This window comes from Pseudomonas sp. PD9R, from assembly GCF_019200975.1.
GTDB lineage: Bacteria > Pseudomonadota > Gammaproteobacteria > Pseudomonadales > Pseudomonadaceae > Aquipseudomonas.
In genome coordinates this window covers 123694-150306 of record NZ_JAHTMR010000004.1, presented here as the reverse complement: position 1 = coordinate 150306, position 26613 = coordinate 123694, and the positions used below count along the sequence as shown (strand labels likewise).

General features: G+C 59.3%; 22 protein-coding genes. 6 read left to right on the top strand and 16 right to left on the bottom strand.

What is annotated here, in order from left to right:
* Positions 1 to 433: 433 nt before the first annotated feature.
* The 5 genes from arcD to KUF73_RS10785 all read left to right on the top strand — a co-directional run bounded on the left by arcD (position 434) and on the right by KUF73_RS10785 (position 5753).
* Positions 434 to 1861, top strand: a complete 1428-nt coding sequence (arcD, locus tag KUF73_RS10805) for an arginine-ornithine antiporter (protein ID WP_218438040.1) — start codon at positions 434 to 436, stop codon at positions 1859 to 1861.
* Between the two features lie 34 nt (positions 1862 to 1895).
* Complete coding sequence (gene arcA, locus KUF73_RS10800) at positions 1896 to 3152, top strand: arginine deiminase (RefSeq protein ID WP_218438039.1); 1257 nt, start codon at positions 1896 to 1898, stop codon at positions 3150 to 3152.
* Between the two features lie 80 nt (positions 3153 to 3232).
* Positions 3233 to 4243 (top strand): ornithine carbamoyltransferase, encoded by a 1011-nt coding sequence (locus KUF73_RS10795; RefSeq protein WP_218438038.1) that lies wholly within the window; start codon positions 3233 to 3235, stop codon positions 4241 to 4243.
* A 151-nt stretch (positions 4244 to 4394) separates the two neighbouring features.
* The gene (arcC, locus tag KUF73_RS10790) at positions 4395 to 5324 is read left to right on the top strand and encodes a carbamate kinase (protein ID WP_218438037.1); all 930 of its coding nucleotides are present in this window, start codon (positions 4395 to 4397) and stop codon (positions 5322 to 5324) included.
* A 66-nt stretch (positions 5325 to 5390) separates the two neighbouring features.
* Entirely contained in the window at positions 5391 to 5753 is a 363-nt protein-coding gene (locus tag KUF73_RS10785; RefSeq protein WP_218438036.1) for a DUF5064 family protein, read from the top strand.
* A 124-nt stretch (positions 5754 to 5877) separates the two neighbouring features.
* Here the strand turns inward: KUF73_RS10785 and KUF73_RS10780 are convergent, their stop codons facing one another.
* The 7 genes from KUF73_RS10780 to KUF73_RS10750 form a co-directional block, all read right to left on the bottom strand.
* Complete coding sequence (locus KUF73_RS10780) at positions 5878 to 7524, bottom strand: fatty acid--CoA ligase (protein WP_218438035.1); 1647 nt, start codon at positions 7522 to 7524, stop codon at positions 5878 to 5880.
* A gap of 51 nt (positions 7525 to 7575) precedes the next feature.
* The gene (locus tag KUF73_RS10775) at positions 7576 to 9348 is read right to left on the bottom strand and encodes an acyl-CoA dehydrogenase C-terminal domain-containing protein (protein ID WP_218438034.1); all 1773 of its coding nucleotides are present in this window, start codon (positions 9346 to 9348) and stop codon (positions 7576 to 7578) included.
* Between the two features lie 182 nt (positions 9349 to 9530).
* Complete coding sequence (locus KUF73_RS10770) at positions 9531 to 11990, bottom strand: RND family transporter (RefSeq protein WP_218438033.1); 2460 nt, start codon at positions 11988 to 11990, stop codon at positions 9531 to 9533.
* 30 nt (positions 11991 to 12020) lie between these two features.
* Positions 12021 to 13091, bottom strand: coding sequence for a YCF48-related protein (locus KUF73_RS10765; protein WP_218438032.1), 1071 nt, complete (start codon positions 13089 to 13091; stop codon positions 12021 to 12023).
* A 69-nt stretch (positions 13092 to 13160) separates the two neighbouring features.
* Positions 13161 to 14519 carry a DUF1329 domain-containing protein gene (locus KUF73_RS10760; RefSeq protein ID WP_218438031.1) on the bottom strand — a complete coding sequence of 453 codons (1359 nt, stop codon included), beginning with the start codon at positions 14517 to 14519 and terminating at the stop codon, positions 13161 to 13163.
* Between the two features lie 40 nt (positions 14520 to 14559).
* Positions 14560 to 16584: a DUF1302 domain-containing protein gene (locus KUF73_RS10755; protein WP_218438030.1), complete on the bottom strand. Its 2025-nt coding sequence runs from the start codon at positions 16582 to 16584 to the stop codon at positions 14560 to 14562.
* A gap of 129 nt (positions 16585 to 16713) precedes the next feature.
* Positions 16714 to 17280, bottom strand: coding sequence for an alpha/beta hydrolase (locus KUF73_RS10750; protein WP_218438029.1), 567 nt, complete (start codon positions 17278 to 17280; stop codon positions 16714 to 16716).
* 264 nt (positions 17281 to 17544) lie between these two features.
* On the opposite strand from KUF73_RS10750, the gene KUF73_RS10745 reads away from it, so the two are divergent.
* The gene (locus tag KUF73_RS10745; RefSeq protein ID WP_218438028.1) at positions 17545 to 18600 is read left to right on the top strand and encodes an AraC family transcriptional regulator; all 1056 of its coding nucleotides are present in this window, start codon (positions 17545 to 17547) and stop codon (positions 18598 to 18600) included.
* 136 nt (positions 18601 to 18736) lie between these two features.
* Here the strand turns inward: KUF73_RS10745 and KUF73_RS10740 are convergent, their stop codons facing one another.
* The 9 genes from KUF73_RS10740 to KUF73_RS10700 all read right to left on the bottom strand — a co-directional run bounded on the left by KUF73_RS10740 (position 18737) and on the right by KUF73_RS10700 (position 26434).
* Complete coding sequence (locus KUF73_RS10740) at positions 18737 to 19747, bottom strand: YeiH family protein (RefSeq protein ID WP_218438027.1); 1011 nt, start codon at positions 19745 to 19747, stop codon at positions 18737 to 18739.
* A complete protein-coding gene (locus tag KUF73_RS10735; protein WP_218438026.1) occupies positions 19744 to 20070 on the bottom strand; it encodes a Rieske 2Fe-2S domain-containing protein in 327 nt (108 codons plus the stop codon). The genes KUF73_RS10740 and KUF73_RS10735 overlap by 4 nt, the downstream gene beginning before the upstream one ends.
* Positions 20067 to 20729 carry a DsbA family oxidoreductase gene (locus KUF73_RS10730; RefSeq protein WP_218438025.1) on the bottom strand — a complete coding sequence of 221 codons (663 nt, stop codon included), beginning with the start codon at positions 20727 to 20729 and terminating at the stop codon, positions 20067 to 20069. Before KUF73_RS10730 ends, KUF73_RS10735 begins: the two co-directional genes overlap by 4 nt.
* A complete protein-coding gene (locus tag KUF73_RS10725) occupies positions 20726 to 22045 on the bottom strand; it encodes an MFS transporter (protein WP_218438024.1) in 1320 nt (439 codons plus the stop codon). The genes KUF73_RS10730 and KUF73_RS10725 overlap by 4 nt, the downstream gene beginning before the upstream one ends.
* 94 nt (positions 22046 to 22139) lie before the next feature.
* Positions 22140 to 23192, bottom strand: coding sequence for a 3-keto-5-aminohexanoate cleavage protein (locus tag KUF73_RS10720; RefSeq protein ID WP_218438023.1), 1053 nt, complete (start codon positions 23190 to 23192; stop codon positions 22140 to 22142).
* 90 nt (positions 23193 to 23282) lie between these two features.
* The gene (locus KUF73_RS10715; protein WP_218438022.1) at positions 23283 to 24131 is read right to left on the bottom strand and encodes a TauD/TfdA family dioxygenase; all 849 of its coding nucleotides are present in this window, start codon (positions 24129 to 24131) and stop codon (positions 23283 to 23285) included.
* A gap of 14 nt (positions 24132 to 24145) precedes the next feature.
* The gene (locus KUF73_RS10710; protein ID WP_218438021.1) at positions 24146 to 25126 is read right to left on the bottom strand and encodes a quinone oxidoreductase; all 981 of its coding nucleotides are present in this window, start codon (positions 25124 to 25126) and stop codon (positions 24146 to 24148) included.
* Between the two features lie 131 nt (positions 25127 to 25257).
* The gene (locus KUF73_RS10705) at positions 25258 to 25881 is read right to left on the bottom strand and encodes an NIPSNAP family protein (protein WP_218438020.1); all 624 of its coding nucleotides are present in this window, start codon (positions 25879 to 25881) and stop codon (positions 25258 to 25260) included.
* A gap of 208 nt (positions 25882 to 26089) precedes the next feature.
* Positions 26090 to 26434 carry a DUF6124 family protein gene (locus KUF73_RS10700; RefSeq protein WP_218438019.1) on the bottom strand — a complete coding sequence of 115 codons (345 nt, stop codon included), beginning with the start codon at positions 26432 to 26434 and terminating at the stop codon, positions 26090 to 26092.
* Between the last annotated feature and the right edge of the window lie 179 nt (positions 26435 to 26613).

The window sequence follows — 26613 nt, the reverse complement described above, 5'->3', positions numbered from 1 at the left end:
GCGTCTCCAATTTTCGGTGCGGCGATCGCCGCGAAACCGTCATACAACCGGCATTAACTAAATAGCTGAAGCGTAATAACGTTTATTAGATATCGCCAGTTTATGTGCGTTAGTTATAGCTGATGACGCTAAAGCGATGCTTGGCCCTCAGATTCAATTTAAAAATCGACTCTATAATGAAAAGGCTTGTGAAAAATTTGCGAAAAGGCAAAAACGAACTAGCTTCAAAACTCCAGGCAATAGCTGTTATTCCTGTTTGTTCTTGCCGAGGCCTCTGGAACGGGCCTCTTAGCTAAAATGACAGCTATGCTGGAAAACTGTCATAAGTCGCTAATTAACAATGGAATGTGCCCACGCACTGATCTAAGTCAGCTGATTGAACGATCAACAGTACTACCCTGTTGTCTCTCTTCTCCTGCATTGGAGTCATGCAATGTCCGAATCCCCCGGAAAACTAAAGCTCGGTGCACTTGTTGCATTAGTCGTAGGTTCAATGATTGGCGGCGGGATTTTTTCCTTGCCGCAAAACATGGCCGCCAGTGCTGACGTCGGCGCCATTCTGATTGGTTGGGCCATCACTGCCGTCGGCATGTTGACCCTGGCCTTCGTCTTCCAGACCCTGGCCAACCGCAAACCCGATCTGGACGGTGGTGTTTACGCGTATGCCAAGGCCGGTTTCGGCGACTACATGGGTTTTTCGTCTGCCTGGGGTTACTGGATCAGCGCGTGGCTAGGCAACGTCGGTTACTTCGTTTTGCTCTTCAGTACCCTCGGCTACTTTTTCCCGATCTTCGGTGAAGGCAACACAGTCGCCGCCGTGATCGGTGCGTCGGTGCTGTTGTGGGCCGTGCATTTCCTCGTGCTGCGAGGCATTAAGGAAGCGGCGTTCATCAACCTGGTGACCACCGTCGCCAAGATCGTGCCGCTGGTGCTGTTTGTATTGATCGCGTTGTTCGCGTTCAAACTGGACATCTTCACGGCCGACATCTGGGGCGTGAAAAACCCGGACCTGGGCAGCGTGATGAACCAGGTGCGCAACATGATGCTGGTGACCGTGTGGGTGTTCATCGGTATCGAAGGCGCGAGCATCTTCTCGGCCAGGGCGGAAAAACGTAGCGACGTGGGTAAAGCCACGGTCATCGGTTTTATCTCCGTGCTGCTGATCCTGGTGCTGGTGAACGTATTGTCGCTGGGCATCATGACCCAACCGGAACTGGCAAAACTGCAGAACCCCTCGATGGCTGCGGTACTCAAACACGTGGTCGGGGAATGGGGCGCGGTACTGATCAGTGTCGGCCTGATCATCTCGCTGCTGGGAGCGCTGCTGTCGTGGGTGCTGCTGTGTGCGGAGATCATGTTCGCCGCTGCCAAGGACAACACCATGCCGGCGTTTCTACGCAAGGAAAACGCCAATAATGTTCCGGTCAACGCCCTGTGGCTGACCAACGCCATGGTGCAGTTGTTCCTCATCATTACCCTGTTTTCCGCCAGCACTTACCTGTCGCTGATCTATCTCGCCACCTCGATGATTCTGGTGCCCTACTTGTGGTCGGCGGCCTACGCCCTGCTGCTGGCGGTGCGCGGCGAGAGTTACGAAGGCGCGCCGGGTGAACGGCAGAAAGACCTGCTCATTGGCGCCGTCGCCCTGATCTACGCGATCTGGCTGCTGTACGCCGGCGGGGTCAAATACCTGCTGCTCTCTGCCCTGCTCTACGCGCCCGGCGTGATCCTGTTCGCCAAGGCCAAGCTTGAACTCAACAAACCGATTTTCACCAACGTCGAGAAGCTGCTTTTCGCGGCCGTCGTCGTGGGCGCCCTGGTGGCGGCCTACGGGCTGTATGACGGCTTCCTGACCCTGTAATACCTGAAAATTTGTCATCTGGAGGATCACTGTAATGACCACGGAAAAAGTTAAGTACGGCGTGCATTCCGAAGCCGGCAAACTGCGCAAAGTCATGGTTTGCTCCCCCGGCCTGGCCCACCAGCGGCTGACCCCGAACAACTGCGATGAATTGCTGTTCGATGACGTGTTGTGGGTGGCTCAAGCCAAGCGCGACCATTTCGACTTCGTCACCAAAATGCGCGAACGCAACATCGACGTGCTGGAAATGCACAACCTGCTGACCGATATCGTCGCGATCCCGGAAGCGCTGGACTGGATTCTCGAGCGCAAGATCACCGCCAATTCGGTCGGCCTCGGCCTGATCAACGAAACCAGCTCCTGGCTGCGCAGCCTGGAGCCGCGCAAGATCGCCGAGTTCCTGATCGGCGGCGTGTCCGCTGACGACCTGCCGGACAGTTTCGGTGGCAAGACCATCGAAATGTTCCGCGACTTCCTCGGCCACTCCAGCTTCATCCTGCCGCCGCTGCCTAACACTCAGTTCACCCGTGATACCACGTGCTGGATCTACGGTGGCGTGACGCTCAACCCGATGTACTGGCCGGCGCGCCGTCAGGAAACCTTGCTGACCACCGCCATCTACAAATTCCACCCTCAGTTCACCAATGCCGAATTCGAGATCTGGTACGGCGACCCGGATAAGGAACACGGCAACTCCACTTTGGAGGGCGGTGACGTGATGCCCATTGGCAATGGTGTGGTGCTGATCGGCATGGGCGAACGCTCGTCACGCCAGGCCATCGGCCAACTGGCACTGAACCTGTTCAAGCACAAAGCCGTTGAAAAAGTGATCGTCGCCGGCCTGCCGAAATCTCGCGCGGCGATGCACCTGGACACTGTGTTCAGTTTCTGCGACCGCGACCTGGTGACCATTTTCCCGGAAGTGGTGAATCAGATTGTTGCCTTCACCCTGCGCCCGGACGAAAGCAAACAAGGGGGTATCGACATCCGCCGCGAAGAAACCAACTTCCTCGACACCGTGGCCCAGGCCCTCAACCTGAAAGCCTTGCGTGTGGTTGAAACCGGCGGCAACAGCTTCGCCGCCGAACGCGAGCAGTGGGACGACGGCAACAACGTGGTGGCCGTTGAACCCGGCGTGGTAATCGGTTACGACCGCAACACCTACACCAACACGTTGCTGCGCAAGGCCGGCGTAGAGGTCATCACCATCAGCGCCGGCGAACTCGGCCGTGGCCGTGGCGGCGGCCACTGCATGACCTGCCCGATCATTCGCGACCCCATCGATTACTAACCTTTAGCCAAGGCCGCCGCTGCTCTTTACCCAAGAGCATGCGGGGCTTTGGGGATAACCGACACCTAAGGAGATCCAAAATGGCTTTTAACATTCACAACCGCAATCTGCTGAGCCTGGAACACCACACCCCTCGCGAATTGCGCTATCTGCTCGACCTGTCCCGCGACCTCAAGCGCGCCAAGTACACCGGTACCGAGCAGCAACACCTCAAAGGCAACAACATCGCGCTGATCTTCGAAAAGACCTCGACCCGCACCCGCTGCGCGTTCGAAGTCGCCGCCTATGATCAAGGCGCTAACGTCACCTACATCGACCCGAACTCCTCGCAAATCGGTCACAAGGAAAGCATGAAGGACACCGCCCGCGTACTGGGGCGCATGTACGACGCCATCGAATACCGTGGCTTCAAACAGGAAATCGTCGAGGAGCTGGCCAAGTTTGCCGGCGTGCCGGTGTTCAACGGCCTGACCGATGAATATCACCCGACGCAAATGATCGCCGACGTGCTGACCATGCGCGAAAACGCCGATAAGCCAATCCACGAAATCAGCTACGCCTACCTCGGTGACGCCCGCAACAACATGGGCAACTCGTTGCTGCTGATCGGCGCCAAGCTGGGCATGGACGTGCGCATCTGCGCGCCGAAAGCCCTGTGGCCAGCGGACGACCTGGTTGCTCGTTGCAAGAAATACGGTGAAGAAAGCGGTGCCCGCATCACCCTGACCGAAGACCCTAAAGCAGCGGTCAAAGGCGTGGACTTCATCCACACCGACGTCTGGGTGTCGATGGGTGAGCCGGTCGAAGCCTGGGCCGAACGCATCCAGCAATTGCTGCCGTATCAAGTCAACGCCGAGTTGATGAAAGCCACCGGCAACCCGCGCACCAAGTTCATGCACTGCCTGCCGGCGTTCCACAACAGCGATACCAAAATCGGTAAACAGATTGCCGAGCAGTACCCGCACCTGAAGAATGGCATCGAAGTGACCGATGACGTGTTCGAGTCGCCGGCCTGCATCGCCTTCGAGCAAGCGGAAAACCGCATGCACACCATCAAGGCGATTCTGGTGTCGACTTTGGCTGACCTCTAACAGCTAACACTGACCTGTAGGAGCTACCGAAGGCTGCGATCTTTTGATCCTGTTTTTTGATTTTGATGTTTATCGAGTCAATTAAGATCAAGATCAAAAGATCGCAGCCTTCGGCAGCGCCTACAGGGTCACTGATAGGAAGGACTGCATTATGCGCATCGTCGTTGCTCTGGGCGGTAACGCCCTGCTCCGCCGTGGCGAACCCATGACCGCGGACAACCAACGCGCCAACATCCGGGTCGCCACTGAACAGATCGCCAAGATCCATCCCGGCAACCAACTGGTCATCGCCCACGGCAATGGCCCGCAAGTCGGCCTGCTGTCGTTACAAGCAGCCGCCTACACCTCGGTTTCCCCCTACCCGCTGGACGTGCTCGGTGCTGAAACCGAAGGCATGATCGGCTACATCATCGAACAGGAACTGGGCAACCTGCTGGCTTTCGAGGTGCCTTTCGCTACCTTGCTGACCCAGGTCGAAGTTGACGCCAACGACCCGGCCTTCCAGAACCCGACCAAACCCATCGGCCCGGTTTACGCCAAAGCAGAAGCGGAAAAACTCGCCGCTGAAAAAGGCTGGGCCATCGCGCCGGACGGCGACAAGTACCGCCGTGTGGTCGCCAGTCCACGACCGAAACGCATCTTCGAAATTCGCCCGATCAAGTGGCTGCTGGACAAAGGCAGTATCGTGATCTGCGCGGGTGGTGGCGGTATCCCGACCATGTACGACGAAAACCGCAAGCTGCAAGGTGTGGAAGCCGTAATCGACAAAGACCTGTGCTCGGCGCTGCTGGCCGAACAGCTGGAAAGCGATTTGCTGGTGATTGCCACCGACGTCAATGCCGCGTTCATCGACTTCGGCAAACCGACCCAAAAGGCTATCGCCCAGGCTCACCCTGACGAACTGGAACGACTCGGCTTCGCCGCCGGGTCGATGGGGCCAAAGGTTCAGGCAGCCTGCGAGTTTGCCCGCCATACTGGAAAAGTCGCGGTGATCGGCTCACTCTCGGACATTGAAGCAATCGTCCAGGGCAAGGCCGGCACTCGGGTCAGCACGGCGGCACCCGGTATCAGCTATCACTAAACGAAATACCCGGGGCAGTCCCACGGGCTGCCCCGCTTCAAGGCCTATTTTGAAGGAGAGATGACAATGGCTACGTTCGAGCCCGGTCACTTACACATCGAGCGCCATGCGCTGAACAAGGACGACGTCAGCTACAACGTGTGCATCGACTACGAAGTCTCCCAGGACCCCAAGGAAGGCAAAGGGATGCTGTTCACCATGCACGGCACCATTCAGGGCAAGGAGCTCAAAGAGTCGTTCTACCTGCCAAAGGACCAGGCCTACAACTTCGCCAGCAACGTGACGAAAATTGCCGAGAAGTACGGAATTCCCAAGGTACACAGCCAAATCGGCTCGATACACAAACACTACGATGCGATGTTCGAAGATGTGCGGGTGCAGCTGAATATGAAGTCGGGTGACCCGGTCAAACCCGAGCACCTGGAATAACCCATCAATCCTGTAGGAGCGAGCTTGCTCGCGAAAACGTCAACGATAACGCGTGGGTCTGGTGGAACGCGGTACCCGGGCGTGCATCGCGAGCAAGCTCGCTCCTACAGTAATTCATCGTCGCCTACAGGCTCAGCTCCTGCTCTCGAATCAGCCGTTTGTTGATCTTCCCGACACTGGTTTTCGGGATATCGGCAACGATTCTGATCTGCTTCGGGATCGCCCATTTGTTGATCCGGCCGCTCTCGACATATTGCAGCAAGTGGGCCACCAGCATTTCAGACGTGATGCCTTCATCCGAAGCACACACCACCAGCGCCACCGGCCGCTCACCCCATTGCGGATCAGGAATGCCCACCACCGCGACCGTGCACACAGCCGGGTGTTCGCTGATCAGGCTTTCCAGCTCCAGCGAGCTGATCCACTCCCCGCCCGTCTTGATCACGTCCTTGATCCGGTCCTTGATCTCGACAACACCCCGGGCATCAATCGACGCGATGTCACCGGTGTGCATCCAGCCGTTCTCCCACAGCTGCGCACCTTGCTCCGGGTCTTTCAGATAACCCTGGGTCAACCAGGGTGCACGCACCACGATCTCGCCCATGGCCTCACCATCGTGTGGTGCCTCGTTGCCGCTGGCATCGATGATTCGCAGGTCCACCATCGGCACCGCCACGCCGGTCTTGATCCGGGCGGCTGTTTGCGCCTGCGCTGGCTGTTCAAGCTCGGACTCGCTCAAGTGAGTCAAGCAAAGCAACGGACAGGTCTCGGACATCCCGTAGCCGCTGTGCACACACATTCCCCGTTCGGTGGCCTGGGCCGCCAGCCCCTGAGTCAATGCACTGCCACCCAGGAGCATTTTCCAACCGTTGAAATCGGTGCGGGTCGCTTCTTCACAACCCAAAATCATCTGCAAAATGGTCGGCACACAGTGGGAAAAACTGACCTTTTCTTCGCGGTACAACCTGACCAGGCTATTGGGTTCGTAACGACCTGGGTAAACCTGCTTGATTCCCATCAACGTTGCTACATACGGCACGCCCCAGGCATGCACGTGAAACATCGGGGTGATGGGCATGTACACATCGTCGGAGCGTAATAGCGGCAAGCCCTGATACACGCCCAACGTGCCCACGGCATTCAGCGTGTGCAAGACCAATTGGCGATGGGTGAAGTAAACGCCCTTGGGGTCGCCAGTCGTGCCAGTGGTATAGAACAGCGTGGCAACCGAGTTCTCATCGAAATCCGGGAAGTCGAAGCAGGGCTGAGCATCCGCCAACAGGCCTTCGTATTCCCCAAGCACTGGCAATCCTGTCGACAGTGCATCGCCATCACTGAGCTGGACGTAGCCTTTGACGGTCGTCAGTTGATCCTGGACCTGCTCGATCAATGACAGGAAATCGTCATGGACCAGCACCAGATCATCCTCGGCGTGGTTCATTGTGTAGACAATCTGTTCGGCCGAGAGACGGATGTTCACCGTGTGCAGCACGGCGCCAATCATCGGCACGGCAAAGAAACACTCCAGATAGCGATGGCTGTCCCAATCCAGCAACGCCACGGTATCCCCAGCCTTGACGCCCGCTTTCGTCAGCGCGTTGGCCAATTGCTTGATTCGCTGGTTCAGCGTCCGGTAGCTGTAGCGCAGCTTGTCGGTGTAGACGATTTCCTGATCGGGCGAGTAGCGTGCACCCGACAACAACAGGCGTTTGATCAATAAGGGATAGCTGTAGGCGCCCTGCGCAGGCGCGATTATTTTTGTTTTCACCACGGTGAGTTCTTCCTGATTCTGTGGTTGGAGATCATCGGCGGTTCACGTGGCTCAGAACTGATCGGCGTCGAGCAGGTACAGCGATTCGCTGCCTGCCATCACCGACGCACTCAGCGAGTGAATCCGCGGCAGCAGTCGGGCGAAGTAGAAGCGCGCGGTGCCCAGTTTGCTGGCGTAGAAATCGTCCTGCGCTTCTTTGCCAAAGGCAGCCTTGGCCATCAGCGCCCACATGTAGGCGTAGGCCAGGTAGCCGAAGGCGTGCAGGTACTCGACCGATGCGGCACCGATTTCATTCGGGTTGTTTTTGCAGCGATCCAATACCCAGGCAGTCAACTCGTCGAGATTGAGCAGCGCTGCATTGAGCGGCCGAGTGAACTCCGGCAGATCAGCGGTGGCGGTGAAGTGGCGAATCTCGTCAGCGAACAGGTTGTAGAACGCCCCGCCGCTGCCAACGATCTTGCGGCCCACCAGGTCCAGTGCCTGAATGCCGTTGGTGCCTTCGTAGATCTGGGTGATGCGCACGTCGCGCACCAATTGCTCTTGGCCCCATTCACGGATGTAACCGTGACCGCCGAAAATCTGCTGGCCGTGAATCGTGGTTTCCAGACCGAGGTCGGTAAGAAACGCTTTGGCCACCGGAGTCAGCAAGGCTACCAAGTCTTCCGCGCGCTTGCGGGTGGTGGCGTCTTCGCTGAACTTGGCGGTGTCCAGTTGCATGGCCACGTACGTCGAGAAAGCACGACCGCCTTCGTTCGAGGCTTTCATGGTCAGCAACATGCGACGCACGTCCGGGTGGACGATGATCGGGTCAGCCACTTTATCCTTGTTCTGAGCACCGGTTGGCGAGCGGCTTTGCAGACGGTCACGGGCGTACTCAACAGCGTTCTGGTAAGAGCGCTCGCCCGTGGCCAGACCCTGAATGCCAACCCCCAGACGTTCGTAGTTCATCATGGTGAACATCGCCGCCAAGCCTTTGTTCGGCTCGCCGACCAGGTAACCCACGGCTTCGTCGAAGTTCATCACGCAAGTAGATGAGCCCTTGATGCCCATCTTGTGTTCGATTGAACCGCAGGCGGCGAGGTTGCGTGCGCCCAGACTGCCATCGGCATTGACCATGAACTTCGGCACCAGGAACAGCGAAATGCCCTTCGGCCCGGCCGGAGCGTCCGGCAGTTTGGCCAATACCAAGTGAATGATGTTTTCGCTCAGGTCTTGCTCGCCGCCGGTGATGAATATCTTGGTGCCGCTGACCTTGTAGGAACCGTCGACCTGAGGCTCGGCCTTGGTACGGATGATCCCAAGGTCGGTGCCGGCATGCGGCTCGGTCAGGCACATGGAGCCCGACCAGACCCCGGCATACATGTTCGGCAGGTACGCAGCTTTCAGTTCCTCGCTGGCGTGGGCGTTAAGCGCAAGGCAGGCGCCAGCCGTCAGCATCGGGTACAAGCCGAAAGAGAGATTGGCGCCGTTGACCATTTCTTCGACTTGAGCGCCGATGACTTTTGGCATGCCCATGCCGCCGTATGCCGGGTCACCGCCGACGCCGCCCCAGCCACCTTCGGCAAAAGCACGATAGGCCGCTGGAAAACCGTCCGGCGTGGTGACGATACCGTCGCGCCACGAACAGCCCTGCTCGTCGCCACTGCGATTGAGCGGCGCGATCAGTCCGGCAGCGAGTTTGCCGGCTTCTTCGAGCACCGCGTTGGCGGTGTCTTCGTCCACCCGCTCGGCCAGAGCCGGCATCGCGGCCCACAGTTTCGAAACTTCAAAGACCTCGTTCAAGACGAATTGAATGTCGCGCAGGGGGGCTTTGTAATCAGACATGATCTCGGTACTCAATCAATACAGGGCATCGCACATGCCCTGTTCCATAGAAGTGTTAGTTGCTTCGCGCAATACCTTTAGGAGCGAGCTTGCTCGCGAAAAACTCAACGACGCCGCTGGGCATCTGGTTCACGCGTTATCGTTCACGACCTTCGCGAGCAAGCTCGCGTCTGCATGACGGGCTATGCGCGGATCTTGATCGGCGTTGGCCCGATATTGCGCAGCAGGAAATGCGACAGCGCCGGGATAAGGATCAGCGCGCCAAGCATGTTCCACAGAAACATGAAGGTCAGCAGGATGCCCATGTCGGCCTGGAACTTGATCGGTGACCAGGCCCAGCACACCACGCCAGCCGCCAGGGTAATGCCTACCAGCCCGACGACCCGGCCAGTAAACGCCACCGCATTGCGATAGGCATCGGACAACGACAGACCGCTGCGCTGGTAATGCAGCTGCACGCTAAGCAGGTACAACGCGTAGTCGACGCCGATTCCGACCCCAAGGGCGATGACCGGCAGCGTTGCCACCTTCACACCGATGCCCATGGCGACCATCAGCGCCTCGCAGAGGACCGAGGTCAATACCAGCGGCAGCAGCGCCACCAGCGTTGCGCGCCAACTGCGGAACGTGATCAGGCAGAACAGCGTCACCGCCAGGTACACGTAAAGCAGCATGGTGTGGTTGGCTTCACGCACCACGATGTTGGTCGCCGCTTCAATGCCGGCGGTCCCGGCGGCCAGCAGGAATTGCCGGTCAGGGGTGCTGTTTTCCTTGGCGAATTTGTCGGCGATGGCCACCACCGCGTCCAGGGTTTCGGCCTTGTGATCCTTGAGGAAGGCAATCACGGGCATCACCGAGCAGTCGGTATTGAACAGTTCCGGCGCATTGACCGAGGCCTGTTGCGCGGCATAGTTCAGCACGTTCTGGTTGCGCTGGATGCTGTTGAGCTTGGGGTTGCCCTCAAAGGAACCGGCGGTGATCTGGCGTACCGCGTTGACCAGCGACGAAGTGGCTTGCACGCCGGGATGTTGTTGCAGTTCCCAGGCCAGACGGTCGGCGAGAACCAGCGTCTGATAATTCAGGCAGCCTTCTGGCGCCGTCTTGATCATCACCGCGAACAGGTCGCTGGACAGCGCGTAGTGGCTGGTGATGTAAGCGTTATCACGGTTGTAACGTGAGTCGGCGCGCAGCTCTGGCGCACCGCTGTCGAGGTCGCCGATTTTCAAATGCTGGCTGACCATGAAACCCGCCGCGCCCAGCACCACTGCACCGAGCACGGTGCCCAAGGCCCATTTCGGTGTGGTGAAACGATCGAGCATGTCCCACAGCTTGCCGAAGCCGCGGTGTTCGGCGGCACGGGTGTCGATCTTCAATGCTCGCGCGGCGGCCTTCTTGCCAACGCCGATATAGGACAGCGCCACCGGCATCAGCAGCAGCGAAGTGAAGATCAATACGGCGACGCCGATGCTGGCGGTAATCGCCAGGTCCTGGATCACCGGAATGTCGATCAGCATCAGCACCGCGAAACCAACGGCATCGGCCAGCAGCGCAGTGACACCGGCAATGAACAAGCGGCGAAAGGTGTAACGCGCCGCCACCAGTTTATGAGTGCCACGGGCGATGTCCTGCATGATGCCGTTCATCTTTTGCGCCGCGTGGGACACACCGATGGCAAAAATCAGGAACGGCACCAGCACCGAGTAAGGATCAATCGCATAACCCAGCCAGGCCACGATACCCAACTGCCAGACCACCGCCGTCAGCGAACAGAAAATCACCAGCAAAGTGCTGCGGATGCAACGGGTGTACAAGTAGATGATGACGAACGAGGTGACCACCGCCAGACCAAAAAACATCATCACCTGAATCAGGCCATCGATCAGGTCGCCGACCAGCTTGGCGAAACCAATCACCCGGACCTTGTAATGGCCCTTGCCCTCTTCCCCGGCCTTGCGTGCCGCGCTGTCACCGGCGAATTCGATCTTGTCGCGCAAGCGCTCTTCGAGCATTTGCGAAAACTGGTGGTAGTTGATGCTGTGGCCGGTGGCGGAGGTTTGATCCAGCAATGGCACGATCAACATCGTGGATTTGAAATCGCTGGCCACCAGGCTGCCGACGATGCCGGCGCGGTTGATGTTCTGGCGCAGTTGCTCGATGTCTTTTGGCGAACCCTGATAGGAATCCGGCATCACCGGACCGCCCTGGAAGCCTTCCTCGGTGGACTCGGTCCAGCGCACCGCCGGGCTCCACAACGACTTCATCCAGGCACGGTCGACGCCTTCGGCGAGGAACAGCTCATCGTTGACCTGCTTGAGCACGTTCAGGTACTCAGGGTCAAAAATATCGCCCTGGGTGTTCTCCACCACCACCCGCACCGAACTGCCCAGGCCACGCAAGGATTTGCGGTTTTCCAGGAAGTTCTGAATGTACGGCTGGCTCTGCGGGATCATCTTCTCGAAGCTGGGGCGCAACTCCAGGCGGGTCGCCACCATGTAGCCCAGGATCAGGGTGATGATCCCCATCAGCAGCATGAACAGCGGACGATGGTTGAACACCCAGCGTTCCAGCCGGTTGCCGGAACTTCGGTCGAAGTCGTGCAAGTCGCCGATCACCGGCATGGTGTCTTGCTGGATATTGCCCATGTCAGGGTACTCGCTCTGGTTTATCTGTTCTTATTCTTGGGAAAGCGTGCGTGCGCCACGACTGCCGACCACGATCAACGAACCGTTGGCTGCCTGGATGGCACCCGCCACCGGCGACTGGCTTTGTTGAGCGACCAGTTGCAGGCGCGCCTCAGGTTCCTGCTCGACCAAAAGATGCCCGGCCTGACTGAACAGCCGGTAGCGTCCGTCGGTGCCCAGCGCCGCAGCGGTAATGCTGACCTGCAGGCCGGTATCAAGCGGGCTCCAGGAGGCACCGCCATCCGTGCTGCGAAACACATGCCCGCGCAGACCGAACGCCAGCACTTCGCCAGGCTTGCCGATCACGCCGAAAAAACTGCCCTGATAAGGCGTTTGCAGCGCAAGGAAACGCTGCTGTGCGTCGTTCCATTTCAGCAACAGCCCCTGTTCACCGGCGATGTACAGCCCGTCACCGGTAAAGGCGATAGCGTTAAGGTGAAAACCCTGGGGGTTGTCGGTGCGGTCCTGAAAAGGCGTCCAGTGCTGACCACCGTCTTCGGTGCGCAGAATCAGGTTGAACACACCGACCACATAGCCGACCTTTTCATTGGCAAACCAAACGTCGAGCAAAGGCTTGTCGGCGCCCTCTTCGACCAGACGCTGACCATCAGCGGCCAGTTGGCTCCATTGCGCGTTGGCCGGCTCGGCAGAGGCCAGGTCGCCATAGTGCTTGACCAGCAAGGCACCGATTTCGCGGCCATCGAGCTGCTTGATCCAGGTCTCGCCGGCATCACTGCTGTGCAACACCACGCCGTCGTTACCGACCGCCCAGCCTTGCTCAGATGAAGAAAAATAAACGGCATTGAGATCGGCACTGACCGGCACTGCGGCCTGCTGCCAGTGCTTGCCCGTGTCATCGGAATAAAGAATGTGGCCACGTTGCCCCACGGCGATCAGTCGATCACCGGCACGGGTCGTAGCCAGCAAAGGGCTGTGCACTGCCAATGCGGTGGGCTTGGCCGGCAGGTCGAGCACGTCAACGTAAGCAGCTGCCTGAGCGAATCCATGCAACAGAGCCAACGCGGTGCCCAACATCAGCACGCACTTCTTGAACGAACACATACGGCGTCCTCTTGAAAAATCGGCGCCGGGCCCACATCGCGTGCAGCCCGACGCTCTGTCACCGGGCGTTTAGCGAATGCCAGCGCCCGCCAGGGACTCCGGCGACCACTGCGCTTTCGACAGCGAGTCGATGTAACGGATGCCGCCGTACGGGCCGACGACACCGTTGATGTTGTACGAGCCGCCCACCAAGTCGTAGATCATGAACGGCGTGGAGTCCGGGACCTGCTTGTCATAGCTCTGGCTGAGGAAGGCAAAGGAGCCACGATAGAGCTGACCACGGGCGTCGTACTGATCCGAGGCCAGAGCCGCCCAGCTGTCTTCATCCAGGTAGAAACGGCGCTTCTGATAGACATGACGGGCGCCGGCCTTGAGGTTGCCCTCGACCACCCACACGCGGTGTTTTTCCCAACGCACGAAATCCGGCGCGAGGTGGTTGGCGGTGGTCAGGCTCTTGGGGTCCTGGGCGTAAGTCAGCTTGTAGGTGTTGTATGGCACGATCATTTCTTGCTTGCCGACCAGCTTCCAGTCGTAGCGATCCAGCGCACCGTTGAACACAAACACGTCGTCAAAAGTACCCGCGCCTGCAGTACCCGGGTTAGGCGTGTCGTAAGCCAGGCTCGGTGCCAACTTGACGCGACGCTGGCCAGGCAGGTACTGCCAGGCTCGACGCGGTTGTTCCAGCGGGTTGGCGGCGTCCTTGAGCATGATCGACTCACCGGCGCGGCGTGCAGGCCCGGTGTAGTACAGCTTCATCTGGTAGTAAACATCGGCACTTTTGACCGGCTGCGCCATGTTCTCGTAGATCGGGTAGTTGATGAACGCCTGCCCGGTGGTGGCCAGGCTCGCCACACCGGCAGAGTCGACGTTCCAGGAGTCGTACTTGGAATTGATGTTGACGCCCTGATAGCGCAGCAGGAAGTTCCACATGGCCTCACTGCCCGATTGCGGGATCGGGAACGGTACGCCGGGCAGGACGTTGTCGATCGCCAGACCGCCTTCAAGGGATTTGGCGCCGGTGGCGTTCTTCACGCCGTTGTCCAACACGTTTTGTGGCAGGGCCACCGTGCGATGGGTCGGGTAGACATCGACACGGAAAGTCGGGAAGCGCTTGGCCAGCTCCGCCGTCGTGGCCGTGAGCATGCCCTTGTATTGATCGACGTTTTTGCCATCGATCACCAGCAGCGGTTTCTCGCTGGAAAACGGGTCCGGACGCATGCTGTCGCCGGCCTTGAAATTCGCCGGGGCAGTCGTCAGGCCACCAGCGTAGGCGGGAATGGAACCATCGGCGCTGGCAGCCTTTTCGGCGCCCACCAGGGTCAGGCTGCTGCCCAGTTTGGTCGCCTCTTGAGTCGATACCGCTGCCTGCGCTTGGGCGCCCATGGCCATGGCCAGCGAAGCGGCCAGCAGAGTTTGCACAAATTTCATGGGGGTCATACTCCTGCTTAGTGACTAAGCATTGGGTGAATCAAAAGGTGGTTTTCAGCGTCAGGTACAGCGCACCACGGTCTTCTGTGGTCGCACCGCCGCCCGAGAAGGCTGAATAGCCACCGGCGTAGCACGCATAGTTTTCGTTACCGCTGAAGGCGTTCGGCGTGGAGCCATCGCCACTTCCGGCGTTCGCCGCGCCGGTGCTGTTACCGCTGACGTTGCACTTGTCAGTCTTGCCGAAGGAGTCGACGTACTTGAGGTCGACGAAATACTTGTTGTAAACGATGGCGCCGACGCCCACGGCATAGTTGCCGGTGTCTTTGGCTCCACCGCCCGATACGGGTGACACGCCAGCGAGGCCAACGTTGACGGAGGTTGGCAGGGTCATGTCGACACCCGGGAACACCTGATACCAGGTCGGCGTGAAGTTGACCGCGATACCCCAGTTGTCGCGCGTCGGTGCGTCGATACCGCGGTAGCTGCTCTTGCCCTTGTAGAGTGCTTCGTTCTTGCTATCGAGCTTGAGCAGGTTGCTGTAATAGAGCTCGGCCAGCAGGGACGCCGAATCGAACACCGGCGTCTTGGGCAACGCCATCAGACCATTGAGCGTCCAGTGCAGCGTTTCGCCGGTGGCACTCATGCTGTCGCCATCGTGCGGGACGTCGTAGATGACACCGGTTGCTGCCGTGCGTGGCGGCAACAGGCCAAGGCCTTGACCCAGTCCGGTTGGGCTATTGGTGCTGACGATCGCCGGGATACTGGCCAACGGCATGTTGTGGCGGATGTTCAGATCACTGCCGACACTGATACCACCGACGTCCTTGGACAGGCTCAAGCCAAAGATGTCGATGTTGTCGGAATAGGCCAGTTGGTAAGTCGCGGTGTTCAACGAGTTCAAGGTGTTGACGACTGGCACCAGACCCGCGGGAGTGGCCCTTGGCGGTACGCCGTTTGGACTGGCCGAACTCAATCCACGGGCGTCGAGCCAGGCCTGGGGCAGAATGTCCGAAGTCTTGCGGTAGTAGAAACCGAGGGTACCGTCCAGCCACGCTGGCGACCACTTGGCCATAACGCCCCAATCACCTGAATTGCGCGGGGTCAGATCATCGCCACGACGCACGTTGGTTAGCCCGTTGCAGGGTGCCAGGCCGCAGCCGAGAGCCCCGGGATTGCTGGAGTTGGTATTGCCCAGCAAAAACGACTGCGCACCGAAGCCCACCAGGTCGGAGCCACCGTAGAAAGTACCCGCCTCAGGCAAGCGCGCTGCATCCCAATCCAGGAAATACTGGGCACCCACGGTCCACTCAGGGTTGATGGTAAAGGTCGTCGAGAGCTGGTTGCGCGGAACGAACAACTCTTTGGCCTCGGTGCCAGGCGATGCTGCAAGCTTCGCCAGATCCAGGCCCGACTGACCGTAGCTGATCGAGTGCACCGGGTTGAGGATGGTTTCACCCCAAAACACGTTGTGCTGCCCGGCCTTGACGCTGAACAACGACTCTTCACCTACGTTGGTGCTGTAGAACACGAACGCATCGAGAATTTCTCCGGAAGGGCCGGTGTAATAGCGTTGGGCATAGTTACTCAGGTGTGAGCTGCCAAAGCCGACGTTGTCGCGGTTGACGCCCCCGAAACCCAGTCGTGTGTCATTGGCAACCAGACCCGAAGTGCCGCCATTGCCGTTTACGAACGGGTTGGAGTTGGAACCGGTGTTTTCATAGGCCTTGTCGTACCAGCTCGCCGCACTGACGCGAAAGCCCATGCTTTGCTGATAGACCACATCCATCTCGGTCAACAGGTCGACACGATTGGTGATGTTGGTCCCGGCCTTGCGGAAGTTGTAGTCGCCATCGTTATTGTTTGGCGTGGCCAGCATGCGTTTGTCAGCGCCTTCAGTGCGGACGCCGTAGTTGTACTTGACGGTGTTGTCGAAGCGCACGGCCCAGTCGGGGTTGCCCGTATCAAGTTCGAAACCATGGGCCGCCGGCATGGAAGCCGCCAGAATGGCCAAGGCCAGCAAACTGCGTTGTGTGGGTGTGTGGCTATGACTCTTATTGTTATGCATTGCGTTGTCTCCGCCGTGTTGTACTTATTTTTGAGCGCAGCTTCCCTTGCACAGGCCCGGTGAAAGGGCCTGCGTTTTTTCACGCGTTAGAGCAATTACCGGACGTTTTGCGACCGGGCAGATGCCTGACTAGCGATCCAGTTCCAGAATCAGTGCTTCGGCTTGTGGCCAGTGGCCAAAACCCGACGCAGGGTTGAGGTGGCCGACCTCGCCGAGGTTGACCAGTTCGCTGCCCCAGTCGCAGGCCATACGGGTGACGGCTTCGAGGCTGGCCAGGTGATCGTTGGTGCTGCCCGCGACAATGCTGCGAAACGGCAGCGCGCCAGTAGGCAGAGGGTCCCAGCCTTGGGCCCGGAGTGATTCCGGGGTGGGATAGCCTTGAGGCCAGGCGGCATCGAGGTCAGGTGGCGCGGCCAGCAAAGCCCCTTTGATCGAGCCACTGTGTCGGGCCGCCCAGTGCGCAACCATCAGCACACCGGCGCTGTGAGCGACCAGAATCACGGGGCCGTCGATTTGCGCCAGTTCATGCTCGATGGCCCGTACACGAGCGGCGCAGTCGAGTTTGTCGGTCTCAAGTGGCGGCACGCTGCGCACCTTGTCCAACCGCGCCTCCAGCAGTGTTTGCCAATGCTCGGCCACATGCTCGCGCAGGCCCGGCACGATCAGAACGGTTGCGACAGTTTGAAGTTTGTTCACTTGAACACCTCGGCTTCTCGGTGAATCGCCTGGCTGTTTCGCCAGAACTTTTTGTAGTGCCGACATTAAAGAGCCCCCACCTGTGGTGCTTTTCATTTGACGTCAGTCACTTTTCTTTTGATGACAACCTCCCCGTTATGCTTCGGCTTTCATGGCGCAAAAAGGCGCTGGAAACGTCGGCCAAAAACTTTTCATTTCATGACTTGCCGGTTGGTCCCGGCCACGTTAATTTCGGTCGCAACTACTACAAGAAAAAGCCCCGACATGACCAAGCTCGTACGCGCTGCGGTGTTAACCAACTACCTGGAAGTGGCCCAGCACCTGGGGTTGAATCCACAGGTCCTGTTGGCCGATGTCGGGTTGAGCAAAGCCCTGTTGCAAACACCCGAGCACAGAATCCCCATCGACGCTGCGGTGCGTCTGCTGGAAAACTCGGCCAACGCCAGTGGTTGCCAGTACTTTGGTCTGAGCATGGCCGAGTCGCGCCAACTGTCCGATTTCGGTGTCGTCAGCCTGCTGCTGACCCACCAACGCACGCTGCGTGACGCATTGCAGGTGCTGGTGCATTACCGTCACCTGATGAACGACTCGTTGGCGATCCTCGTCGAGGAAGCGGGCAAAATGGTGATCATCCGCGAAGAGGTGATCACCGACTCGCCGATGCCCTGCCGGCAAGGCAATGAATTGGCGATTGGCGTGATGTTTCGTCTGTGCGCCGCCCTGCTCGGTTCGCACTGGCATCCCTACAGCGTCAACTTCACCCACCAGGCACCCGATAATCTGCACCTGCATCGTCGCCTGTTCGGCTGCAATCTGGAATTCGGCAGCGAGTTCAATGGCATTGTCTGTCCAAACGCCAATCTTGATATGACCAACCCCCATGCCGACCCGGGCATGGCACGTTACGCCCAGCGATACCTCGATTCGCTGCAACGCAACGAAGGGCCTTCGACCCTGCACGAGGTCCGTAAAGCCATTTACGTGCTGTTGCCGATGGGGCGCGCCACCATCGAGCAGATTGCCCAGACCCAAGGCATGAACGTGCGCACGCTGCAACGTCGCCTGAAGGAAGACGCGTGCACCTTCAACGACCTGATCAACGACGTGCGTCGCGATCTGGTGTTGCGCTACCTGGAGAACCCGACCTACTCGCTCAGCCAGGTGGCCGACATGCTCGGTTACTCCATGGCCAGCTCCTTTACGCGCTGGTTCATCAGTCAGTTCGGCATGCCCCCCGCCACATGGCGCAGCACGCAAAAGCTTGCCACCGCCAAGGCGTCGAGTGGCGCAACCACCCTTCCCGATCCGCCCAAGTCCTGAATTCGCAGCAAAAAAAACGGCGACTGCTGGTACAGTCGCCGCATAAAAACCGGTGCTTTTGGCTCCGGTGTGCGTTGCATCGAGTCGGAGTGAACACGCTGCAGCGCTGCTTGCGCGTTGCTGCATGCAACCGGGTCTACATCCCCCAGTGCAGCATCAGCAACACAAGTACGGCGAGAAACACGGTTTCCCCAATCATCAGCAGGATCGGCTTGATGCCAACGGAGGCCAGTTCCTTGAGCTGGGTTTTCATGCCCAGGGCGCTGATCGAAATCACCAGGCACCAGCGCGACAACTCGTTAATCGAGCCTTGTACGACGGGTGCAATCCAGCCGGTGCTGTTGATGCAGGCGAGCACCAGGAAACCCACGGCAAACCAGGGCAACAATGGCGGGCGCTTGCCGGTCGGATCTGCACCGTTCATGCGGGTGACCAGCGTGGCGCAGACAATCACCGGCAACAGCATCGCCACCCGCATCAACTTGACCACCGTGGCGGTGTCGCCCGTCTCGGTCGACAGGCTGTAACCCGCGCCGACCACCTGCGCCACATCGTGAATGGTTCCACCGAGGAACATCCCGGCGATTTGTGGCGACAGTTCCAGCCATTTGGCAATCATCGGATACAGGATCATCGCTGCAGTCGACAATGCCGAAACACCGATCACCGTGAACAATGTCGCTCGTTCCTTCTGCGGGTGATTAGGCAGCGCCGCTGCCAACGCCAACGCCGCCGAGGCACCGCAGATCGCAGTGGCGCCACCGGTGAGCATGCCGAACAGACGCGAGAAGCCCAGCGCTTTAGCCGCTACCACCGAGACACCAATGGTCACCACCACCAGAATCACTACCATGGCCAAGGGTTTCCAGCCCAGCCCGACGATCTGTTCCAGGGTAATGCGCATCCCCAGCAGCGCCACACCGATACGCAGCACGCTGCGCGCGGTGAATTCGATGCCGGCCTTGCAACGACTGTCCGCACTGAGAAAATTCAGCGCCATGCCCAGCAGCAAGGCGAACAGCATGACCGGCGCACCGTAGTGTTCGGAGAGAAAACTCGCCGCCGCCGCAACGATCAGGCTGACGACAAAACCAGGTGCCAGATCGCGCACTCGGCTGTTGATATGGGTGAGAGCAATGGCGCTCATGGCGCGGACTCCTCGGGAACGATCACGATAAATGCCTGGCCGTCGACGACTTCGACCGGGTAATTGGCGACCTTGAGTTTGTTTGAATTGAGCAAGTAACCGCTGGCCAGATCAAAGCGCAGGCCATGGGCACAACACTGGATCACCCGCCCGTCGAGACGGCCGCCGCACAGCGATGAGCCTTGGTGTGGGCAGCTGTCATCGATGGCGAAGACCTGACCGTCGACGTTGAACAGCGCAATGCTTTTGTCATCGAATTCGAACAGCGCACGGCTGCCTGCCTGCGGTAATTTTCCGGCAGGCACAGGAACACGCACACTCATGCCGGTTGTCGCTCGCGCTGCTTTTCGAGCAGTGTTTCGCGCATGGCGCCCAACAGCGCTTCGGCAGGCTGCGCCCCCAGCACCTTCAACTGACGGTCGAATTGAAAACATGGCACGCCGCTGACAGGACCGGGGTTGCCAACAAAAGGCCGGCCATCGTCATGCAGGCAGTCAGCCACCGCGCCAGCGTCGAAACCGCACGATTGGGCGATGGCGATCAAGGTTTCGCGGCAACCCAGGTCTTCTCCGTACTGGAAGTAGGCCGCGAACAGCCGTTCGAGCAAGGCGTCGATCTGCTCCGAATTGCCCAGCAGGTTGATACGTTCCAGCAGGCGATGGGCATCGGCCGTGTTGGGCATGGTGGCAATGCCGCTCAGGTCGATAGCCAGCCCGACACCGGCGGCCGCCTGTTGCACTTGTGCCTGACGCATGTGCACCGCATCGGCATTGCCCAGACGCTTGAGGTAAAACTGCGAGAAGGGTTCACCCTTCACCGGCAGCTCTGGCAACAATTGCACGCCATGCCACACGGTGCTGATCTGTACATCGGGCTGCTCAGCGCGCAGTAGCTCCCGGGCTATTTCTAATTGGCGTTTGCCAATCAGGCACCACGGGCAGATGAAGTCAAAATACACATCGATACGCAAACGCAGACTCACGATTTCACCTCGCACGGAGTTAAATCCGGCGTGTCATTGACAGGCTCGCCGTTCAAGCGAGCAATGTCCTTGTGGTAATGGCACATGGCATAAAAGAACACGCCCGCCGCAGCGACGCTGACCAGGGGCACCAGTTGAAAAGCCCCGTGCAGGCCGATCAGATCGGACACCCGGCCAGTGATGAACGGGCCGGGAGCCAGCCCAAGCATGTTGTTGGCCAGGGTCAACGTGGCGAAAGCCGTGCCGTGAACCGAGTAATGGGTCAAGTTGGCAACCATGGCACCGGCTGGCCCCGTGGTGCCGGCGGCAACCAGCATGCCCAGGCAGATCAGCGCCAATTGCGCAGGCCCGGCCGGCAAGGCGAAGGCCAGTGACAGCAGCACGCAACTGCCCAGGCAATAGGCGATGGCCAAGGCGACCTTGCGTTCCGGTGATGGGCGGCACAAACGATCGCTGAGCATGCCGCACAGGATCATCCCGGCACCGCTGCACAGCACGATGATCGCCGCCATCCCCCCGGCTTTGTCCGTTCCCATGTCGTAGTAGCGATTCAGGTAGCTGGGCATCCAGACGATCACTGTCCCGCCAACGAATAGCTGCAAACCACTGCCGATGTACGTCGCGATCACCGAGCGGCTGGAAAACAACGTGCGCAACGGATGCTTGACCGCTGCTGCGGTTTTGCCCGCGACGCGCTTCGGAGCAATGCGTGCTTCCTTGACGATAATCGGATACAGCACCGCCAGCAGCAGACCAAACAGCGCCATGCCGGCGAACGACCAGCGCCAACCGAGCTTCGCCGCAATGGCACCGCCAAGGGCCATGCCCAACACCGAGCCGAACATACCGCCCGCCATGAAGGCGCTGGCCAGCGTGGCACGCATGTGTTTGGGAAAAACGGAAATCACTACCGCGATACCGACGCTGCCATAAGCGGCCTCGCCAACGCCCACCATAAAGCGGGCAATGAACATCTGCGGGTAGTCCTGCGCCAATGAACAGCCCAGGGTCGCCAGGCTCCACAACAGTGCCATGAACGCCAGGCTTTTAACCCGACCGAAGCGGTCAGCCATCAACGACAGGGGAATCGTCAGCAGGCCGACCATCAAGGCAACGATGCCGCTGAGCAGGCCGAGTTGGCCATCGCTCAAGGACCATTCGCTCTTGAGCAATGGAAACACTGCGTTTAGCACCTGGCGCGACATGTAATCGGAAATCAGCAGACCGAACGTCAGTGCGAAGACTATCCAGGCGTATTTGCGCGCAACGCCGACGGCACCGTCGTCATCGTCTGCAGCAATGGGGTGAAAGGCCATGTAGCCTCCTCGAAGCTTTGTTTTATTTATTGTTATCGAGCGTGTTGCCATGCAGCGGGCGCGGAGTCATCTCCCCGCCCGCCCTTGCCAGCGATCAGCCGCGTTGCGGGACACCTTTTTGTCCGGCCTTGCGGTTGGGGGCCATGCCATTGGCCAGCAACGTTTCTTCGATAGTTTGGTATTCCACGCCGATGCGATAGATTTCGCGAGCTTCCTTGCCGGTGGCGATTTCGCGACCCAGTTCATGGGCCACCCGCACGGTCTGCTCGATCTGCTGCACGGAGCCAAAGCGCTTGCCGTGGTGATCGATGATCGTGTCTTCGTTGCCCACCCGTGGGTGCAGCCCCATGGCCAGCGCCATGGTGTTGAACGGCAATACGTTCTTGAGCAGCGACTCGGAGGTCAAGGTGCAACCGTCCGGCACGCGGTGGATGAAGTTGAAAAAGTTGAACGGGTTCGGACCGTCAAAACCACCGCCGATGCCGATCCAGGTCAGGTTCAACGGGCCTTTGTAGACGCCTTTGCGCACCAGGCGTTGCAGGGTTTCCAGCGCATGCATGCCGGTCAATTGGAAGTGCGGCTGGATGCCGTTGGCCATCAAACGCTTGAGGTGTTCTTCGACCCAGGCCGGGCCGGCCGGTACGGTCATCTCGCTGTAGGCTGCGTGAATCGCCGGGTTGTCCAGGGACGTGCCTTCCAGGTATTCCGGATAGAGCAGCTCCATGATGTTCATCTGCGTGGTATTGATCGCCACGGTGACTTGATCGGGTTTTGGCGTCAGTTCAGCCAGCATGTGGCGGGTGTCATCGCTCAGCCATTTGGCGGCTTCGCCGTCGCTTTCCGGGGCAAAGGAAATCGAGCCGCCGACCTGGATGATCATGTCCGGCACCGCTTCACGCACACCGGCAATCAGCTCGTTGAACTTGGACAGGCGCTTGGAACCCTTGCCGTCGAGTTCACGCACGTGCAGGTGCAATACGGTAGCGCCGGCCTCGTAGCATTCGACCGCCTTTTGCACCTGTTCATCCATGGTCAGCGGGATGTCTTCGGGGAAGTCTTCCGGCATCCACTCAGGGCCGTACGGGGCGACGGTGATCACCACCTTTTCCATGTTTTCGGGGTGCAGGGAATCGTCGAAGAATTGCATGAAGTACTCCTTTTATTATGTTTGTCCACCCGGCGTCGTGGGCCTGGGCGGGAGAATCAATGCGTCAATCAGGGCGGTTCGGTCGGGTGATCAGTAGGTCTTTTCACCGATGATGCCGGCGCGTTCCATCTTGCGATGGCACGCCGGGTAATCCATGACCGCGTAGTGCTGGGTGCTGCGGTTGTCCCAGATCGCAATGCTGTCGGGCTTCCAGCGCCAGCGCACCTGATACTCAGGGATGTATGCCTGGCTGATCAGGTAGCGCAGCAGCTCGCCGGCGCCAGGGTTGGCGTCCTGGCCGAAACGCACGCGATCGGGGGTGTGGTAGTTGCTCAAGTGGGTGGTGAAGGCATTGACGAACAGCACCTTCTCGCCAGTTTCCGGGTGAGTGCGCACCACCGGGTGTTCGGCGTCCGGGTACATGGCCTTGAGACCCAGGCGTTTTTCGATCGGCATCGCCGCACCAAAACTGGCCTCGATGCTGTGCCGGGCGCGCAGGTCGGCGATTTTCACCTTCACGTCTTCGGGTAAATGCTTGTAAGCCTCGACCATGTTCACCCACATGGTGTCGCCACCCACTGGCGGGCACTCCACGCACCGCAGTACGCAGCCCATCGGTGGCGCTTCACGCCAAGTGGCGTCGGTGTGCCAGGCGTTTTCATAGCGGTCCATCGGCTGGTCGGGGTTCTTGTAGATGCGCACCAGCCCCGGGTGCTCCGGATCGCTGCCGGCCACCGGGTGATCCTCCAGCTCGCCAAAGCGGCGAGCGAAGGCCACGTGCTCGGCACGGGTAATGTCCTGATCGCGCAGGAACACCACTCGATGCGTGAGCAACTGGGCACGAATCTCGGCGAAAAGACCGTCGTCATGGACGGCATCGGCGAGGTTGACGCCGATCAGTTCCGCGCCGATGGTGCTGGTCAATTGTTCGACTTTCATGGCGGGTGATTTCCTTAAATGACGAAAATCGACGAGCCCGTGGTCTTGCGCGACTCCAGGTCTCGGTGGGCTTGCACGGCGTCCTGCAAGGCGTAGTGCTGATTGATCTCGATCTTGATCCGGCCACTGCCGACGTGATCGAACAACTCGCCGGCCAGGGCCGCTTTCTCCGCAGGGTCGGCGATGTAGTCGGCCAGCGCCGGACGGGTCAGGTGCAGCGAGCCTTTCATCGCCAGCAGCACCGGGTCGAATGGCGGGATCGGGCCGGAAGCGGTGCCGACACACACCATCAGCCCACGGCGCTTGAGCGAATCCAAAGAACCCATGAAGGTGTTCTTGCCGACGCTGTCGAACACCACATTGACGCCGACACCGTCGGTCAATTCGCGAACGCGCTTGGCAACATCTTCGTGGCTGTAGTTGATGACGTGGTCGCAACCGTGGGCCCGCGCGATTTCACCTTTGGCATCGGTGGACACGGTGCCAATGACCGTCAGGCCGAGCAGCTTGGCCCACTGCGAAACGATCAGGCCGACACCGCCGGCTGCAGCGTGCAGCAAGATGCTGTCACCGGCCTTGAACGGGTAAATGCGGCGCATCAGGTACGATGCCGTGAGCCCGCGCATGGTCATGGCCGCAGCGGTTTCGAAACCGATGGTTTCTGGTAGTTTGATCAGCGGTTCGGCCGGGATCAGACGCTCGGTGCTGTAGGCACCCAGGGTATTGAGAAAACCGGTGTAGGTGACGCGATCACCGACCGCGACGTTGGTCACGCCCTCGCCGATCGCCTGCACCACACCGGACGCCTCGACGCCCATGCCGTTGGGCAGCGGGATCGGATAGGTGCCGTTGCGAAAGTAGGTGTCGGCATAGTTCAGGCCGACAGCCACGTGACGTAGACGAACCTGACCCGGGCCCGGTTCGCCCACTTCAACGTCTTCATAGCGAAGAACTTCGGGACCACCGGATTCGTAGAAGCGTATGGCTTTGGCCATGCCTGTTTTCTCCAATCTGCTTTTATATGGCGTCCAGCGCCGATTTATGCTGATTGGACTGTAGGACTCGGGCCGACTGATCGCTTCTCATCAGACGACAACCGCTTTTCATTTCATGACACGGGCTGCGGTCATTGCAACGGCGAAAATCCCGCTGGCAGGTAAATCGTCGAGCGCATGTCGCGCAGTTGCGGGCCGGAGTTTTCGGGTGGCCAGACACCGTCCGTCACGGCTTGGGTCCGTACTTGCAGGCGCTGTTCCAGCATCGTCCACGGCCATATGTGCAGGTAACGCGGCAAGGCTCCGTCGGTGGCATAAAACGCGGCGTACACCGGCGAGTACTGCTCGGCGGTGCGCGGTTCTACCGCTCGGTTCCAGCCATCCAGCGTCGGTTGCAGCCCGGAACTGACCAGGTCGTACACGCGCAACTCGTAGAACGGCCCGTGCTTGCCGGCGCTCAAGGGTTTGAGGAAGGGAAACAGGCTGTAGTTTTCAATCCGCAGATCGGTGATGAATTCGTTGATGCCGAATGCCTGGCCGTCCAACAGAAACCGCTCGCGCTCGGCTTGGCGCAGGCCTTCATCGTCATAGCCGCGCAACACGGCAATCTGATTGAGCTGGCCGATTTCCGAGGCCCAGCAACCCATCAGCGTGCCACCGACCTCGGGCGCGGCGAGTGCCGTCTCAATACGTTTCAGCGCATCCGCAACGGTGCGAACCCGTACCGTAAAGGTGATCAACTCAAACAACCGCATAGCGCACTCCCCCAGTTTTTGGTGCTCAGCGTAAGGCAGGAAGTTGAGCTTGAGATATTGAGACGATCCCCTTCGCGAACGGTGATTACCCTAGCGTTCTAGGTAGTTTCTTTAACCCTGTAGGAGCTGCCGCAGGCTGCGATCTCTTGATCTTAATCTTAAAAACAACATCAAAAGATCGCAGCCTGCGGCAGCTCCTACAGGTTTTTTACTCGGGTGGATCGATTTGATCGAGTACGCGGTTGGCTGTGATTTCCGCGACCATGATGCTGTTTGAGATGCCCAGCAGGGCATAGCGGGATCCGCCGTCCAGGTGATCCACCAATTGATGGACCATCACATCCACCGAGGCGAGGGTTTCGACCAGATAAACCATCAGGGTTTCGGTGGTAGCTTCCGGGTCAACGGTAAATAGAGTGCTCATTGTGCGCGGGGTGGCTTTGATGTCGGCAATCGAGGGGAAGTCGAGGGTAGGATCGGCGGCCTCGTTGAGCTTTTTTGAATCGGGGGATGCTGGATCGGTATCTGGCGGGTTTGGTGAAGGCTTGATCATATTTCTGTCTCCAAAAATGTGGAGCCATCAACCGCTTGCGACTAAACAAGGGGTGGCAGCTGTGTGCAGGTTAGTCGACCGGGGAGACACGAAACCGGCGCGCCCGAAGGCGCCCTGCGCACAGCCACCATAAAAGTGCAGGCAATGAATAACCTGACTATCTGGAATGCAGATACGCC